The organism is Rothia nasimurium (assembly GCF_035916755.1).
Taxonomy (GTDB): domain Bacteria; phylum Actinomycetota; class Actinomycetes; order Actinomycetales; family Micrococcaceae; genus Rothia.
In genome coordinates this window covers 120,854-136,447 of the sequence record NZ_JAYWIX010000001.1, presented here as the reverse complement: position 1 = coordinate 136,447, position 15,594 = coordinate 120,854, and the positions used below count along the sequence as shown (strand labels likewise).

Sequence of the window (15,594 nt, the reverse complement as noted above, 5' to 3'; positions counted from 1 at the left end):
CCCGCCGGGCGTCCGGCGTCCGGCCCTGTCAAAACAAATAATCAAGCCATCACGGGGCGTACGCTTCCCATAAGTCGGTGCACCCGTGACGCATCTATGACGCCCTTGAAACGGGTTTCCACAGGAAGTTTCACCGCGGGGCCGGGCTCGGGCCAGTTTAGGAGCCGGAGGGGCCTAGGCCACGGGGCCGTCACCGTCCGCATCCCGAGTGTTGTTGTCAAGCTGGGCCAAGAAGGCCTCTACCTCATCACCGATTTCATCCCGGCTAGGCACCCGGCCGGCGGCACGCTCGGAGAGGGGTAGGCTACCGAAGCCCTGGGCGACGTTCGCGTCGTAGGACTCTTCGAGGCGCTGAATCATCATCTGAATTTCAGGGCTAGCACTAGCCTGCTCGTCAATCTGTAGTTGCACATTCTCAGACAGCTCACGCAAACGGTCTGAAGGCAGGCTCAGCTTAGCGGCCAGCGACAGGTGCTCCATAGCGACAAGAGCGGTCTGGGGTAGCTCCGACTCCGACAGGTACTGCGGCACGTTCACTGCGAAACCGGCCGTTCCGATACCGGCCTCGGTCAAGCGCACCTCCAGCAGACTCGATACCGACCCGGGCACCAGAGCCTCGGGCTGGAAAGAGGAAATGCCGACCGTCAGGTCCTTACGGGACCCATGCGCCGTTACGGGGATAGGGCGGGTATGCGGCACCGGCATGGGGAAACCGGTTACAGACAGAGCCACCGATACCTCAAGACGCTGGGCAATATCAACCACATCAGCTGTAAACCGCTGCCACAGCAGATCAGGTTCAGCTCCGGTCAACAACAAGAAAGGCTTACCCAGGCGGTCTTCTACCGCGTACAGCTTGAGCTCGGGAAGCACCGGGTTGGTGTAGTGGTCTTTTTTGAAAGTGATACGGGGTTTGCGTGACCGATAGTCGTGCAGGCGGTCAGCATCAAATTCTATGACCGGCACATTATCAAGTTCATGCAGAAGCACTTCACCCAGGTGCCCTGCGGTGCCACCGGCGTCCTGGGGGTGCGAGAGGGCAATGACGAGGGGCAGACCTCTCAATCGGTCGTTTTCAAACGCTGCGGCGTGAGCTATATACAGCCGATCTTCGTGCGTCATCTTCCTAGCCCCCTTCTTCCTTCCCGTCTTCTGTGAGTCTCTATAGTACTCCAGGGTGTAGCTACTGTGTAGCCTAATGTCGCAGGTATAACGCTGGGAATATGCAGAACTATTCCTTGCAAGGCCGTAATTCTCTCCCTGGCGCCTCTGCCTGTTCGCTCTGCGGTGATTTAGCTGTAAGGGGCGTTGCGCAGATTACATTCACGAGGCTTTTAGGCCTAGGCTTATAGACGATACTGCAGTTGCCCTAGAGCGCGGCTGCCCCTCTTATATCTACTGCGAAGGGAGATTTCTGTGAGCGATTCTCACGATCTGTCATTCTCTGTAACCACCCCCGACCTTGAAGCCCTTGAGGCCGATGTGCTGGTGCTCGGTGTGTATTCCGGCAAGGAAGGCCCCTCACTGGCCGCTAACCCCCTCGACGCAGAAACCGCCGAGGGCCTTGAGGCTATTTTGGAAGATTTGGGCGTCAGCGGCGGGCAGGACGAGCTCGTTCGGCTCCCCGGCTTCGATGAGGCGGGCGCCGACGTCGTTGCCCTCATCGGCCTAGGCTCTCAGAAGGAAGATGCCGCTGCCCACCGTGTTGCCCTGCGCTACGCAGCAGGCTCAGCCGTCCGCCAGCTTGCCGGTGTAGAAACCGTAGCCCTCGCCCTGGGCGCAGAGTCTGTTGAGGAAGTAGCAGCTATCGCAGAAGGCGCCGCCTACGGCGCTTTTGCCGATACCCAGCTGCGGGCTAAGACTGCCGAATCGGTCAAGGCTCCCGTCGCCGAGGTTCTCGTTGTTACCGATGTAGCCCCCGCTGCGGCAGAAGGCGCTCTGACTCGGGCCCTCATCCTGGGTGAGGCCGTTGACCACACCCGCCGCATGGTCAATACTCCGCCTTCCCATCTCTACCCCGAAACCTTCGCAGAGCGTGCTCTTACCCGCGTAGAGGGCCTTGAAAACGTTGAAACCAAGGTCTGGGACTACGAAGAACTCGTTGCCGAAGGCTTCGGCGGCATCGCGGGTGTAGGCCAGGGTTCAGAGCGCAAGCCCCGCCTGGTTGAGGTCAAGTACACCCCCGAGAAGGCTGAAAAGACCGTTGCCATTGTGGGCAAGGGCATCACCTTCGATACCGGTGGCATTTCACTCAAGCCCGCCGGCTCCATGACCACTATGAAGTCCGACATGGCAGGTGCGGCAACCGTCCTCAACGTCGTGGCAGCAGCCTCTGAACTCAACCTGCCGGTTGTCGTGCACGGCTACCTCTGCCTGGCTGAGAACATGCCCGGCGGCAACTCCATTCGCCCCGAAGACGTGCTGACCATGCGCAGCGGTCACACCGTTGAAGTCATGAATACAGACGCCGAAGGTCGCCTGGTCATGGCAGACGGCCTGGCCCTGGCCTCCGAGGGCGAGCCCGACGTCCTTCTCGACATCGCAACCCTCACCGGTGCCCAGCTCATCGCCCTGGGCGTGCGCACCGCAGCGGTCATGGGTGACGATACCGTCCGCCAGCAGGTTGTTGAAGCAGCCACCGAAGCCGGTGAAGACTACTGGCCCATGCCTATGCCCGAGCACCTGCGCAAGAGCCTCAAGTCCCCCGTCGCCGACCTGCAGAACATCGGCTCCCGCTACGGTGGCATGCTGGTAGCCGGCCAGTTCCTCGAAGAATTCGTGGGCGAAAAGGACGGCGTAAAGATTCCCTGGGCCCACCTGGACTTCGCAGGCCCCTCCTTCAATGAGGAAGGCCCCTACGGCTTCACCCCCAAGGAAGGTACCGGCCACTCCATCGCCACCCTGATTAAGTTTATCGAGGCCTACGCCTAAACCTTACTTTCCAGGGAACTTTTACATTTGCACCCCGTTACCCGTCTTCTAGCAGGTAACGGGGTGTAATCATGCCCACCCGAGCAATAAAACACCTGCCAATAGTGGCAGGCGGACGCGTTCAAGGGATAAGCTAGAAAACGACAGTACATAAGGGGGCTTAGACCTCCGTGACCCATGCAAGGGAGCGTCAACGTGGCCGATTCGGCAACAACAGAATTCGATATCCTCATCCTCGGTGGCGGTAGCGCCGGTTACTCCGCAGCTCTGCGCGCGGTACAGCTGGGCTTCACCGTAGGTCTCATCGAAAAGAGCAACCTGGGCGGCACCTGCCTGCACACCGGTTGCATCCCCACCAAGGCTTACCTGCACGCTGCAGAACTCGCTTCCGAGGCTCAGCACGCTTCAAAGTACGGTGTAAACACCACCCTCGAGTCCATCGACATGGCTAAGGTTCGTGACTACAAGGACGGCATCGTCGCCGGCAAGTTCAAAGGCCTGACCGGCCTTCTCAAGATGAAGAAGGTCACCGTCATTGAGGGTGAAGGCAAGCTCACCGGCAAGGACACCATCACCGTCGCTGGCACTGAATACAAGGGCAAGCACATCATCCTGGCATCCGGTTCTGTCTCCAAGACCTTCGGTATCGAGATTCGTGACCGTGTGCTCACCTCCACCGAAGCCCTGCAGATGGACTACCTGCCCAAGAGCGCTATCGTTCTGGGCGGCGGCGTCATCGGCTCCGAGTTCGCCTCCATGTGGAACTCCATGGGCGTAGAGGTCACCATCATCGAGGGCCTGCCCCACCTGGTCCCCAACGAAGACCCCTCCATCATCAAGGTCGTTGAGCGCGAATTCAAGAAGCGCGGCATCAAGTCCTCCCTGGGCAAGTTCTTCAAGACCGTTGAACAGGACGCCAACGGCGCCAAGGTCACCCTTGAAGATGGCACCGTCTTCGAGGCAGACATCGTTCTCGTTGCTGTCGGCCGTGGCCCCAACACCGAGGGCTTTGGCTACGACGAGCAGGGCCTGACCATGGACCGCGGCTTCGTTATCACCAACGAGCGCCTGCACACCGGCGTTGGCAACATCTACGCTATCGGCGACATCGTCCCCGGCGTCCAGCTGGCCCACCGCGGTTACCAGCAGGGCCGCTTCGTTGCCGAAGAAATCGCAGGTCTCAACCCCCAGGTTGTTGAAGACATCAACATCCCCAAGGTCACCTTCTGCGAGCCTGAGATCGCCTCCATCGGCTACTCCCAGCCCAAGGCTGAAGAGAAGTTCGGCAAGGAAAACGTTGAGGTTGCAGAGTACAACCTGGCTGGCAACGGCAAGTCCTCCATCCTGGGCACCGGCGGTCTGGTCAAGGTCGTCCGCGAGAAGAACGGCCCCATCATCGGCGTTCACGCTGTTGGTAAGCGCATGGGCGAGCAGATTGGTGAGGCCCAGATGTGGGTTGTCTGGGAAGCCTTCCCCGAGGACGTCGCCCAGTTCATCCACGCCCACCCCACCCAGAACGAATCCCTGGGCGAGGCTGCAATGGCTCTGGCAGGCGCACCCCTGCACGGCTAAGACAAGCCCCTGTGGTAGGCGCTGATCCTAACCCTGGTTATAGGGCCAGCGCCTACCCCCTACAGATTTTTATCACTCACAAGGAGAGCACGAAGGACTATGTCCACCACCGTAGAACTGCCCGCACTGGGCGAATCCGTAACCGAGGGTACCGTTACCCGCTGGCTCGTTGAGGTTGGCGAAACCGTTGAGGTTGACCAGCCCATCGTTGAGGTTTCCACCGACAAGGTCGACACCGAGGTCCCCTCACCCGTAGCCGGTGTTGTTGAGAAGATTCTCGTTGAAGAGGACGAGGACGTCGAGGTCGGCGCTCCCCTCATCGTTATTGGCGACGGCTCCGGCACAGGCTCATCTGACGATGCCCCTGCCGCAGAAGCCCCCAAGGCTGAAGAGAAGGAAGAAGCACCCGCAGCTGAGGAAAAGAAGGAAGAGGCGCCCGCTGCCGCACCCGCGTCCTCAGGCTCAGCTTCTGGCACCGAGGTTACCCTGCCCGCCCTGGGCGAGTCCGTCACCGAAGGCACCATCACCCGCTGGCTCAAGGAAGTTGGCGAAGAAGTTGCCGTTGACGAGCCTCTCGTAGAGGTTTCCACCGACAAGGTCGACACCGAGGTCCCCTCACCCGTAGCAGGTACCCTGCTCGAAATCCGCATCCAGGAAGATGAGGACGCCGAGGTCGGCCAGGTTCTGGCTATCATCGGTGACGCTTCAGCCGCTTCTGCTCCTGCGGAAGAGAAGAAGGAAGAAGCACCTGCCGCTGAGGAAAAGACGGAAGAAGCACCCGCTGTCTCCTCAACTGACGAGGCTGCCGAGGCTCCCGCTGTTGAGCTGCCCTCCGGCGAAAACGGCGAAGCCTACGTCACTCCCCTGGTCCGTAAGCTGGCCAAGCAGGAAGGCATCGACCTGTCCACCATCAAGGGCACCGGTGTTGGCGGCCGTATCCGCAAGCAGGACGTCCTGGCTGCTGCTGAAGCTAAGAAGGGCGCTGCTCCCGTAGCATCAGCACCCGCTACTGAAGCTCCCGCAACCGCAGCTCCTGCCAAGAAGGAAGCCCCCAAGGCTGCAGCCTCCTCAAAGCGCGGCACCACCGAAAAGGCTCCCCGCATCCGCCAGACCGTTGCTAAGCGCATGGTTGAGTCACTGGCTGTTTCAGCTCAGCTGACCACCGTCCAGGAAATCGACCTGACCCGTCTGGTTGCCCTGCGCAACAAGGCTAAGGCCGGCTTCGAGGCTCGCGAGGGCACCAAGCTCACCTTCCTGCCTTTCTTCACCAAGGCAGTCACCGAGGCTCTGCAGCAGTTCCCCCAGTTCAACTCATCCATGAGCGATGACTTCAAGGAAATCACCTACCACGGTTCCGAGAACATCGGCCTGGCAGTTGACACCCCCAAGGGTCTGCTCGTTCCCGTTGTCAAGGACGCCGGCGACCTCAACATCGCAGGTATCGCAAAGAAGATCAACGACGTTGCCAAGCGCGCCCGCGACGGCCAGGTCGGCCCCGAGGAGCTGTCAGGTTCAACCTTCACCATCTCCTCCACCGGCCAGACCGGCGGTGTCTTCTTCACCCCGATCATCAACCAGCCCAACGTAGCGATCCTGGGCATCGGCTCCACCAACAAGCGTCCTGCTGTTATCCAGGATGCCGAAGGTAACGATGTTATCGCTATCCGCTCACTGGCATACTTCTCACTGACCTACGACCACCGCGTTGTAGACGGTGCAGACGCTGGCCGCTTCCTGGCCTTCCTCAAGCAGCGCCTTGAAGAAGCAGCTTTCGAAGCTGAGGTTGGTCTCTAAACCACAGGTCTTAGTTCTCTGAACTAGGCTTTCGGGTGCCCCGCTGGCAGCAGCCAGCGGGGCACTTTTCTGTCTATTAGGGAGGCTCGCGTGGTCACCCCCACACCGGTTTTAGTGGCGAACTGTCGCTAAACAAACAGGTATTACGTAGACTTGTCATCATGGCTATCGCATTTTCAATTCTTCTTTTCTTGCACATCGTTGGTGCCGCAATGGTTTTCGGCCTGTGGCTAGGCACCTTTAAGCAGGGCATCGTTCTGCCCGGTCAGTTCCACGCGGCCCTGCTGCAGGTCGTAACCGGTTTTGCTCTCTACTTCATCCAGATGTCACAGAACATGGCTCTGAACCACATGATGATTGGCATCAAGATGGTGATTGCCCTGGTTATCGCTGTAGCTGCCTTTATGGGTCAGAAGAAGTACAAGGCTGCCCGTGCCCTGGGTACCCCTGAAAACGGTAAGAACGTAGCCCTGGCCCATACTGTTGGTGGCCTGGCTCTGATCAATATCGCTATCGCTGTTTTCATGCAGTACCCCCAGATCTAATAAGGCAAGAACACCTAGGTTCTTACTCCCAGGGGCGGTGTACCGGTTTGGTGCACCGCCCCTGGTCTATATAGAGGCAGGGCTATAGATACTAGAGGGTGGACGGGTCTAGGGGAAGGGGCCGTGCCTCGGTCAGCAGGTAGGTTTCGCTTTCAAGCTGAAGGGTCAGCTCCACGCTTTGCAGCACTTTGCCATCCTGACGGTTTATACCCTGCACAGCCAGTTCCTGGTCACTACCTGTGGGACTGTAGCCGGTCGCTTGCACCGTAGCCAGGAGTCTGTAGCCGTTCTCAGTTGCCGTGATTTCGCTAATATCAACCAGCTCTGTGCTCATATCGGCTAGAGCGGCTGCACCTTCACTTGCCAGTAGCTGGCTATCGGCTTCAGCCAGGGGTGAGCCTAAAACCGCGTAAGCACCTATTTCCGCAGTTTCCCTAGAGGCAAGTACCCGGCTCCGAGTGGCTACGAGCTCTGCTGCGAGAAGAGCTACATCGCCATCGCTGGGTTCTAGGTCTATTGCCTGGTCTTGCTCGACCTCTACCTGCGGCTTCTCGCTAGCACGCTGCTGATCTATCTCTGACGGCGTAAGTGCAAGAAGAGAGCCCGCTGCCTCAGCCGCTTCCGGGGCAGCTGAATCGTGCTGGGGCTCTGATGTAAGCAGCTGGTACCCGGCTCCGGCTATAGCGAGAAAGCCTATCAGAGTAGCACCGCTCAGGGCCCAGCGTTCCCGCAGATACTGCCCTACCGGTAGTCGTCCGGGGCCTTTATCTTTCCTCCTAATACGGGCCAGCCCGCCTTGAGGCGCCTTACTCCCCCGCGATACATCGGGCAGTTTCCCGTAAATCTGACGGCGTTGTTTCACCGCCCGGCGGGGTTCTACTGGCGCAGGCTGCCTGTAGGCAGGAAGACGGGAACGCACGCTCTGGTGGACGCTGAGGTGAAGTTCGAGGGGCTCGGGGTCTGCCGCCAGTTCAATAAGTGCTAGTAGGTCAGCAAGCTGGGGCTGCTGGGCACGAGAGTCGATAGCGTCCTCAAGGGTCTGGGCCAGGGCGTCGCTGGCCTGGGGTACAGCCAGGTTCAGGGGAGCCCTCAGACGCATGGCCTTAGGCTCTTCCCCGGTGAGACAGAGCCACAGCAGGGCAGCGCAGGCTGCGATGTCGTCTGCCTGCCGACTCTTCTGTACCGCGGATGCCAGTGGGCGGGTATCGATATCGGGGGCAAAGAGCTTCAGCTCACCCCTTACGGTAATGACGCAGTGGCGGGCCGCTAGCGCAGAATAGGCGAAGCCCTGTTCGTGCAGATACCTCAGTGCCTGGGTGAGAGCCCGGGCAACTGTGGTTACCTGCCCCAGGGGCAGTTTTCCCTTGGCTCGGCAATAGTCGGCGAGAGTGCCAGCCTCGGCCGGTTCATACCAGATATGGTAGGAGTCCTGCGATGAGGTCACAGCATCGACCCTCAGCACTGCGGGGTGAGGGGTGAGGGAACACAGCCTTTCTGCGGATTTCGCACTAGCTTCTGCGTCGCCGGTAATCTGAGTCAGGGTATAGGGGCCCGCCTGCAGCTCGAGGTGGGCGGCACTTTGGTAGCCGCAATCCACGATCCAGGTACTGTGGTGGGCTCCGCTTTCAAGGCGGTAGCGCGGGGTTACATCGGGTAGGCTACCGGGTATCGGCAGGGCCTGGTCGTTTTCTGGTTCAGGCGGTGCGGACGCCCGGGTCGGCTGGGGTAGGTCTGTGGGGGTACTCATGCTTTAGCTATACACCACCTGGCAGCGCCACCGCCGGGAGTATCCACAGGGCCAGCATTTACGCTAGTCAACCGTATGAAGGTACCCTGTGGATAAAAACGTCATCTAGCGTCACAGCACCACACAGCGGGTTCAGACAACCAGAGTCTCCCTGAGTATTTTCGCCCCACCGCCAAAAGGGCTACCCTAGAAGGTATGGCACTTTTGTTTGAACGGCTCGGGCTTGCCCCCGACTATGTGGAATACACCTCCGCGCTGGACTACCAGCGCACCGTCCACGAAGAAGTCGCCACCGGCGTCCGGCAAAATACAGTCCTACTGCTAGAGCACGAAGAAGTCATTACCGCCGGTAAGCGCACCGAAGACCACGAATACCCGGCCGATAACCGCGTGCCCGTCATCAAAATTGACCGCGGTGGTAAGCTCACCTGGCACGGCCCCGGCCAGCTGGTTGGCTACCCTATCGTACAACTACCCGAGCCCATCGACGTCGTCCGCTACGTGCGGGTACTCGAAGAGGTGCTCATCAACGTCCTGACCGACCTGGGCATCACCTGCCAGCGGGTCGAGGGGCGTTCAGGCGTCTGGGTGCTAGGCGATGGCGCCCTGGTGCAAGACAAAAAAATTGCAGCTATCGGCATCCGCGTTGCAAAGAACACCACCATGCACGGCTTCTCTATCAACTGCAACAACCCCACTGATCCCTTCGGTGCCTTTATCCCCTGCGGCATCACCGATGCGGGCGTCACCACCATCAGCGAACAACTCGGCCGGAATATAAACCCCGCCGATATTGTTGACCGTGTAGAAGAAGAGCTGGCCCGTTACGCCGACCAGCTCGCCGCCGACTTCACACCGGCCCCCAGCGCATAAACCGCTCCCCGGCAGAAGCCGCCAGCACACCCACCACAGGTTTACCACCCAAAGGAGAACCCCACCTCATGAGCGCCCAGCCAGAAGGCCGCAAGCTACTTCGCGTTGAAGCCCGTAACGCAGAGGTTCCCATCGAGAAGAAGCCCTCATGGATCAAGACCAAGGCAAAGGTTGGCCCCGAATATAAAGAAATGGTTGACCTCGCCCGAGGCTCAGGTTTGCACACCGTGTGTGAAGAAGCAGGTTGCCCTAACATCTACGAGTGCTGGGAAGACCGCGAAGCAACCTACCTCATCGGCGGTTCAGAATGCACCCGCCGCTGCGACTTCTGCATGATCGACACCGGCAAGCCCGTTGCTATTGACCGCACCGAGCCCATCAAGGTAGCCCTCAACGTTAAGAAGATGGGGCTGCGTTATGCCACCGTCACCGGTGTAGCCCGTGACGATCTTGAGGACGGCGGCGCCTGGCTTTACGCCGAAACCATCCGTCAGATTCACCGCGTTTCTCCCAATACCGGTGTTGAAATTCTGATTCCCGATTTCAAGGGCAAGGAAGAGGACGTTCAGCAGGTCATCGACGCAGCCCCCGAGGTCTTCGCCCACAACCTTGAAACCGTCCCGCGTATCTTCCGTCAGATTCGCCCCGCCTTCCGCTACGAGCGCTCCCTGGACGTCATTACCCAGGGCAAGGAGGCCGGTCTGATTACCAAGTCCAACCTGATTCTGGGCATGGGTGAAACCAATGACGAGGTGTACGAGGCCCTCTGCGACCTGCACGATGCCGGTTGCGACCTGATTACCCTCACCCAGTACCTGCGCCCCGGCCCCCTCTTCCACCCCATTGAGCGCTGGGTTAAGCCTGCCGAGTTCGTTGAGCTCTCAAAGATGGCCGAAGAAATTGGCTTTGCCGGCGTGATGGCAGGCCCCATGGTGCGCTCGTCCTACCGGGCGGGTAAGCTCTGGGCCCGTGCCATGAAGAAGCAGGGACGCGAAATCCCTGAACACCTATCGCATATCGACGACTCAGGCTTTGCTATGCAGGAGGCCAGCTCCCTGGTAGCAGCAGGGGCCTAAAGGACGCTAGCCCCTAGGGTTTCAAGCGCCCACCGGTTTCACCGGTGGGCGCTTGCCGTATAGAATGGCTAAGTTAGGGCGCGTATCGCACCCGCCCGCCCAGAATCGACTCACGAAGGAAACACAGTGGCTGAATCCCGTGGCAGCACCCGCGCACAGACCCGCGAAGAAAAGAAGAAGGCTCGCGAAGAGCGCCGCGCCCAGCGCGGCCCCGGAATGTTTGCTCAGATGAAGCAGGTCTATGCCATGACCCGCGAGCAGGACCCCAACATCCCCTGGATTCTTGCTCTGGTCTTCTTTGGCACCGTCCTGGTCTTCCTGCTCATTGGCCTGCTGCTCAACAACTGGATTACCTTCCTTCTCATCGGTATCCCCCTGGGCATTCTTTTCGCCGTCATGGTGCTCTCTCGCCGGGCAGAAAAGGCAGCTTTTGCCCAGCTTGAAGGCCAGCCCGGTCGTTCCGGTGCAGCGCTCTCAACCCTGCGCCGTGGTTGGATTTTCGAGCAGCAGCCCGTAGCCGCTAACAAGTCCCAGGACGTCGTCTTCCGCGCTATTGGCCGCCCCGGCATCGTCCTGGTGACCGAAGGCCCTACCGGCCGCGTCAACGGCCTAGTCCAGAAAGAAAAGCTCAAATACGCCAAGATTGTACCGACCGTTCCCGTAACCGTCATCAACACCGGCCACGCTGACGGCCAGGTTGAACTCAAGCAGCTCACCAAGACTATGAACAAGCTGCCCAAGAAGCTCACCCAGCAGGAAATGCACCAGGTAGCTAACCGCATTGATTCGCTCTCGAAGCACAACAATATGCTGAACTCTATCCCTAAGGGCATCGACCCCATGCGTATGCGCCCCGACCGTCGGGGCATGCGCTAAGCCGCAGGTTTCTCGCAAAGAAGGGGCCCGCTCAACATCTGTTGAGCGGGCCCCTTCTTCATGCGTGCAAGCTTTTACTGCACGGGCTTCTTCTTTGAACCGCGCCACCAGTTCATGATGAAAACGTAGGCGATCAGTGCCAGGGTTATCTGCATCATGTAGCGGTCGATGGTTTCAAGAGTGGGCTGGATGCCCTCGCCGAAACGCAGTCCCAGGTAGAGGTAAAACAGCTTATTCCCCAGAGCCAGCAGGTAGATGTAGAGGCCTATAACCCAGACCTTGAGTTTACGGATACCGGCGATAGCCACCAGAATCGTCGCCGGAATCGGTGAGAAAGGGATAAAGCCCAGCAGCAGACTCAGAAAGAGGTGCTTCTCAACAAAACCCTCAAGTTTGCGCCACCACAGGGGGGTGTGGTTAGCGAACAGCCAGGTGATGAAGTCCTGCCCCCAGTGCTTCCCCATAAAGAAGTAGACCGCCATAAACTTGATGTGGCTGGTAGCAGCAGCTGCGGTGAGGGCTGCCAGCATGAGGGCAGCTCCCTGGTTCTGAGCAGCGGTAATCAGAAGCCCCAGCCCCGAACCGGTCAGCAAAGAAACCAGCCAGGGCGCGTTGACCAGCAGATTAGGTCGCAGGGGAATCATGACCATTGAGTAAATAGTCATGAAGGCGAGCAGGCTCAGCAAGACCTTGTCGATTGGCCTGGGCTGGGTCAGAAAGGACGGCAGCGCCGGGTCGTTCTCTTTCGGCGGCTCTTCGCCGGTAGGGTTCGTCATATCGTCTTTCATTTATCGAATCATCACCAAAATAGTGTGGCGGGCCCGGTCGTGCAGGCCGCGCTGGTCGGCATCCATAATGACCACGGGCAGCACCAGCATGACCATAGACTGACGGATTAGAGCGGTCAGCCAGCCAGCGGGCTTACCATCCAGTCGCTGTACCTGCATACCGAGGGCAAAATGCCCCACCGTGTGCCCCATAAAACCGACAGCAGCCACCATATAGAGCCAGAAAATAGCCAGCTGGGCAACATCAAGTACAGCGGTATTCATGCCCGGAAAAACCGTCTGCCCCAGCACAAAAAACATGCCCTCAATGAGCAGCCAGTCAATCCAGAAGGCCAGCAAACGGCGCACCGGGCGAGCGATAGCACCCCGCCCCGACCGCGGCCTGCCCATATTCTGCCCGGGGTACTCCTGGTCGGTAGGAGCCCCCTCTATCCAAGAACCTAAATCTCTTCTCGTAACCACCCAACTAACCTTACCGGCTCTCGCCCCCTTTCCGCCTAAGAAAACCGGGTGCAGGCGTCCTGCCCTCTGAGAAACCTGACCCCAAACCACCTACACTAGAAAAGGGGAACCTAGCCACCCAAACCCACGTAACACCAATGCAACTCAAACGCCGGTACGTTACACACGCGAAACAAAAGCGATACTTTAGGGCAAAAAATACGCTCTAGGCTAGAAACAACAGCGAGGGAGCCCACGCAGACGGGCACCCATGGGTCGAAAACAACTCAAGGAGAACAAACGACCATGTTCACTACCGCACAGGAAGTCCTCGACTTCATCAAGAACGAAGACATCAAGTTCGTTGACATCCGCTTCTGCGACCTGCCCGGCGTGCAGCAGCACTTCAACCTGCCCGCTAAGGCTATCGACGAAGACTTCTTCACCGTAGGCCAGATGTTCGACGGCTCCTCAATCCGCGGCTTCCAGGGCATCGCCGAATCAGACATGCAGCTGATCCCCGACGTCACCAGCTGCTATGTTGACCCCTTCCGTCTTGAGAAGACCCTGGTTGTTACCGGCTCCATCGTCAACCCCCGCACCGGCGATTCCTACCACCGCGACCCCCGCGGCGTGGCCGAACGCGCCGAGGAATACCTCAAGTCCACCGGTATCGCAGACACTGCCTTCTTTGCCTCCGAGGCAGAGTTCTTTGTCTTTGAGGACGTCCGCCACGAGGTCACCCCCCAGTCCACTTTCTTCAAGATTGACTCCGACGAGGCCTACTGGAACTCCGGACGCAAGGAAGAGGGCGGCAACCTGGGCAACAAGACCCCCCTCAAGGGTGGCTACTTCCCCGTCTCCCCCGTCGACAAGCAGGCAGACCTGCGCGACGCCATGTGCATCGCCATGGACGAGGTCGGCCTCGAGGTCGAGCGTTCCCACCACGAGGTGGGCGCTATGGGGCAGGCAGAAATCAACTACAAGTTCTCCACCCTGACCCGCGCTGCAGACGACTTGCTCAAGTTCAAGTACGTCATCAAGAACACCGCTGACCAGTGGGGCAAGACCGTCACCTTCATGCCCAAGCCCGTCTTCGGCGACAACGGCTCAGGCATGCACTGCCACCAATCCCTGTGGGCTGACGGCGAGCCTCTCTTCTACGACGAGCGCGGCTACGCAGGCCTCTCCGATGTTGCCCGCTGGTACATCGGTGGTCTGATTGAGCACTCCTCCGCTGTGCTTGCTTTCACCAACCCCACCATCAACTCCTACAAGCGTCTAGTACCCGGCTACGAAGCCCCCATCAACATGGTCTACTCCCAGGGCAACCGCTCCGCTGGTATCCGTATCCCTATCACCGGCACTAACCCCAAGGCCAAGCGCCTGGAATTCCGTGCACCGGACCCCTCCGCCAACCCCTACCTGGCTTTCGCAGCCCAGCTCATGGCTGGCCTGGACGGCATCCGCAACCGCATCGAACCCCCGGCACCCATCGACAAGGACCTCTACGAGCTGCCCGCCGAAGAAGCAGCAGACATCAAGAAGGCACCCGCCAACCTGGAAGAAGCCCTGGCTGCTCTGGAAGCAGACCACGATTTCCTGCTAGCAGGCGACGTCTTCACCGAGGACCTGATTCGTGAGTGGATCCGCTACAAGCGCGAAGCAGAAATCGCCCCCATGCTGCTGGTTCCCCACCCCCTCGAATACGAGCTCTACTACGGCGTCTAAGCCCTAGCTAGCCTAAAAGAAACTGCCCCCCGGCATCCAGAGCGGATGCCGGGGCAACTTTTAAACAGTAACTTACATATACTCTGCTTATTGTAGTGATCGACCGAAATCATTACTGTAATTTAAGCGTGATTTTCCCTACAAAGCGCTATACATATGAGCACTACCTGCCCCGGTCTAATAAATCTGTATATCATGTATATCACCAACAACTCGCTCCACACTTATCAAACCCCAAAAGGTTCATAAAATTGAGAACAAATCAATCCCCCTTATCAAATAGCCAAAGACAGCTATGGATGGATTTATTACGCGGCCTAGCAATACTCCTTATATTCCTTCAACACAGTCAAACATTCATCCCGATCGACTATCGACTAAATGTTGATGAAACGATTCTCTCGAGTATAAACTTCGCACTAAGCCCCTACCGCGTACCTCTTCTACTCATTCTCTCCGGAATCCTCCTCGAGCGCTCGCTGAAAAAGGATAAAAAAACTTACATTGAAGGTAAAATAAGACTTATACTCTATCCATTCATCATATGGACTTTTGTAGCCTACGTTGTTCGCATACCTTATGCAGGAAATTTTTTCACTATTCAAAATTTTTTTAATGGAAATCCAACCTGGTATCTCATTACTATTTTTCTGTGCTACCTTATTGCTCTCGTTCCATTCTTGAAAAACTGGCTAATAATGCCACTCATTATGCTTTCCACACTTTTTCTGCTGAAGCCAGATGAATACTCTATAGCAGCCAACCTTTGGTTCTGCTCCTTCTTCTTCATAGGATCCGCCCTATCCAGCCGGATCTCCTATATCCAGAAGAATATTCCCCTACTCGCAATCATTGCCCTTGGAGCAGTTTTCGCAGGGAGCGTCACTTATCACCTAATTCATGGATATATTGAACAAAATATCCCAACATTCATAACGACAGTTCTTGGTGCGATCTTCATCATATGGCTCGCCCCTTATCTCACTCGTTACAAAATCGCACAACCGCTTATCTGGATTGGGCAACGATCAATTATATTCTATGTAACCCATGCGCCAATCATTTTTGTCCTTGGAAGATTGATTTATCAGACAAATATTGACAACTACTACATTATATTTATCATTTTCTTCATATTTTCAATCACAACATGTTGGATTATCGCAAATAATAAAGATAAATTTATTTGGCTTTACGAAATGCCCAAGTTGAAAAAATAA

13 protein-coding genes are annotated in these 15,594 nt (G+C 57.8%); 9 read left to right on the top strand and 4 right to left on the bottom strand.

Annotated features, from left to right (window positions below; translation table 11 throughout):
* Positions 1 to 174: 174 nt before the first annotated feature.
* The gene (locus tag VSX42_RS00590; protein WP_326502498.1) at positions 175 to 1,122 is read right to left on the bottom strand and encodes a PAC2 family protein; all 948 of its coding nucleotides are present in this window, start codon (positions 1,120 to 1,122) and stop codon (positions 175 to 177) included.
* 294 nt (positions 1,123 to 1,416) lie between these two features.
* On the opposite strand from VSX42_RS00590, the gene VSX42_RS00585 reads away from it, so the two are divergent.
* From VSX42_RS00585 to VSX42_RS00570, 4 genes are all read left to right on the top strand, one after another.
* Positions 1,417 to 2,931: a leucyl aminopeptidase gene (locus VSX42_RS00585; protein ID WP_326502497.1), complete on the top strand. Its 1,515-nt coding sequence runs from the start codon at positions 1,417 to 1,419 to the stop codon at positions 2,929 to 2,931.
* Between the two features lie 177 nt (positions 2,932 to 3,108).
* The gene (gene lpdA / locus VSX42_RS00580; RefSeq protein ID WP_237185408.1) at positions 3,109 to 4,503 is read left to right on the top strand and encodes a dihydrolipoyl dehydrogenase; all 1,395 of its coding nucleotides are present in this window, start codon (positions 3,109 to 3,111) and stop codon (positions 4,501 to 4,503) included.
* Between the two features lie 99 nt (positions 4,504 to 4,602).
* Complete coding sequence (sucB, locus tag VSX42_RS00575; RefSeq protein WP_326502496.1) at positions 4,603 to 6,297, top strand: 2-oxoglutarate dehydrogenase, E2 component, dihydrolipoamide succinyltransferase; 1,695 nt, start codon at positions 4,603 to 4,605, stop codon at positions 6,295 to 6,297.
* A gap of 161 nt (positions 6,298 to 6,458) precedes the next feature.
* Positions 6,459 to 6,842: a hypothetical protein gene (locus tag VSX42_RS00570; RefSeq protein WP_185173124.1), complete on the top strand. Its 384-nt coding sequence runs from the start codon at positions 6,459 to 6,461 to the stop codon at positions 6,840 to 6,842.
* A 91-nt stretch (positions 6,843 to 6,933) separates the two neighbouring features.
* On the opposite strand, the gene VSX42_RS00565 is transcribed toward VSX42_RS00570, so the two are convergent.
* A complete protein-coding gene (locus VSX42_RS00565) occupies positions 6,934 to 8,589 on the bottom strand; it encodes a protein kinase (RefSeq protein WP_326502495.1) in 1,656 nt (551 codons plus the stop codon).
* A gap of 195 nt (positions 8,590 to 8,784) precedes the next feature.
* Here VSX42_RS00565 and lipB point away from each other — a divergent pair, with 195 nt between their 5' ends.
* The 3 genes from lipB to VSX42_RS00550 all read left to right on the top strand — a co-directional run bounded on the left by lipB (position 8,785) and on the right by VSX42_RS00550 (position 11,414).
* On the top strand, positions 8,785 to 9,462 hold the full coding sequence (gene lipB, locus VSX42_RS00560; protein ID WP_326502494.1) for a lipoyl(octanoyl) transferase LipB: 678 nt from the start codon (positions 8,785 to 8,787) through the stop codon (positions 9,460 to 9,462).
* A gap of 68 nt (positions 9,463 to 9,530) precedes the next feature.
* Positions 9,531 to 10,538, top strand: coding sequence for a lipoyl synthase (gene lipA, locus VSX42_RS00555; RefSeq protein WP_326502493.1), 1,008 nt, complete (start codon positions 9,531 to 9,533; stop codon positions 10,536 to 10,538).
* A 126-nt stretch (positions 10,539 to 10,664) separates the two neighbouring features.
* Positions 10,665 to 11,414 carry a DUF4191 domain-containing protein gene (locus VSX42_RS00550; RefSeq protein WP_326502492.1) on the top strand — a complete coding sequence of 250 codons (750 nt, stop codon included), beginning with the start codon at positions 10,665 to 10,667 and terminating at the stop codon, positions 11,412 to 11,414.
* A gap of 74 nt (positions 11,415 to 11,488) precedes the next feature.
* Here VSX42_RS00550 and VSX42_RS00545 read toward each other — a convergent pair whose 3' ends face one another.
* Both VSX42_RS00545 and VSX42_RS00540 read right to left on the bottom strand, forming a co-directional pair.
* Positions 11,489 to 12,190: a hypothetical protein gene (locus VSX42_RS00545; protein ID WP_326502491.1), complete on the bottom strand. Its 702-nt coding sequence runs from the start codon at positions 12,188 to 12,190 to the stop codon at positions 11,489 to 11,491.
* A gap of 12 nt (positions 12,191 to 12,202) precedes the next feature.
* On the bottom strand, positions 12,203 to 12,664 hold the full coding sequence (locus VSX42_RS00540) for an RDD family protein (RefSeq protein WP_326502490.1): 462 nt from the start codon (positions 12,662 to 12,664) through the stop codon (positions 12,203 to 12,205).
* Positions 12,665 to 12,949: 285 nt separating this feature from the next.
* Here VSX42_RS00540 and glnA point away from each other — a divergent pair, with 285 nt between their 5' ends.
* Both glnA and VSX42_RS00530 read left to right on the top strand, forming a co-directional pair.
* On the top strand, positions 12,950 to 14,374 hold the full coding sequence (gene glnA / locus VSX42_RS00535; RefSeq protein WP_326502489.1) for a type I glutamate--ammonia ligase: 1,425 nt from the start codon (positions 12,950 to 12,952) through the stop codon (positions 14,372 to 14,374).
* A gap of 299 nt (positions 14,375 to 14,673) precedes the next feature.
* Positions 14,674 to 15,594: an acyltransferase family protein gene (locus VSX42_RS00530; protein WP_326502488.1), complete on the top strand. Its 921-nt coding sequence runs from the start codon at positions 14,674 to 14,676 to the stop codon at positions 15,592 to 15,594.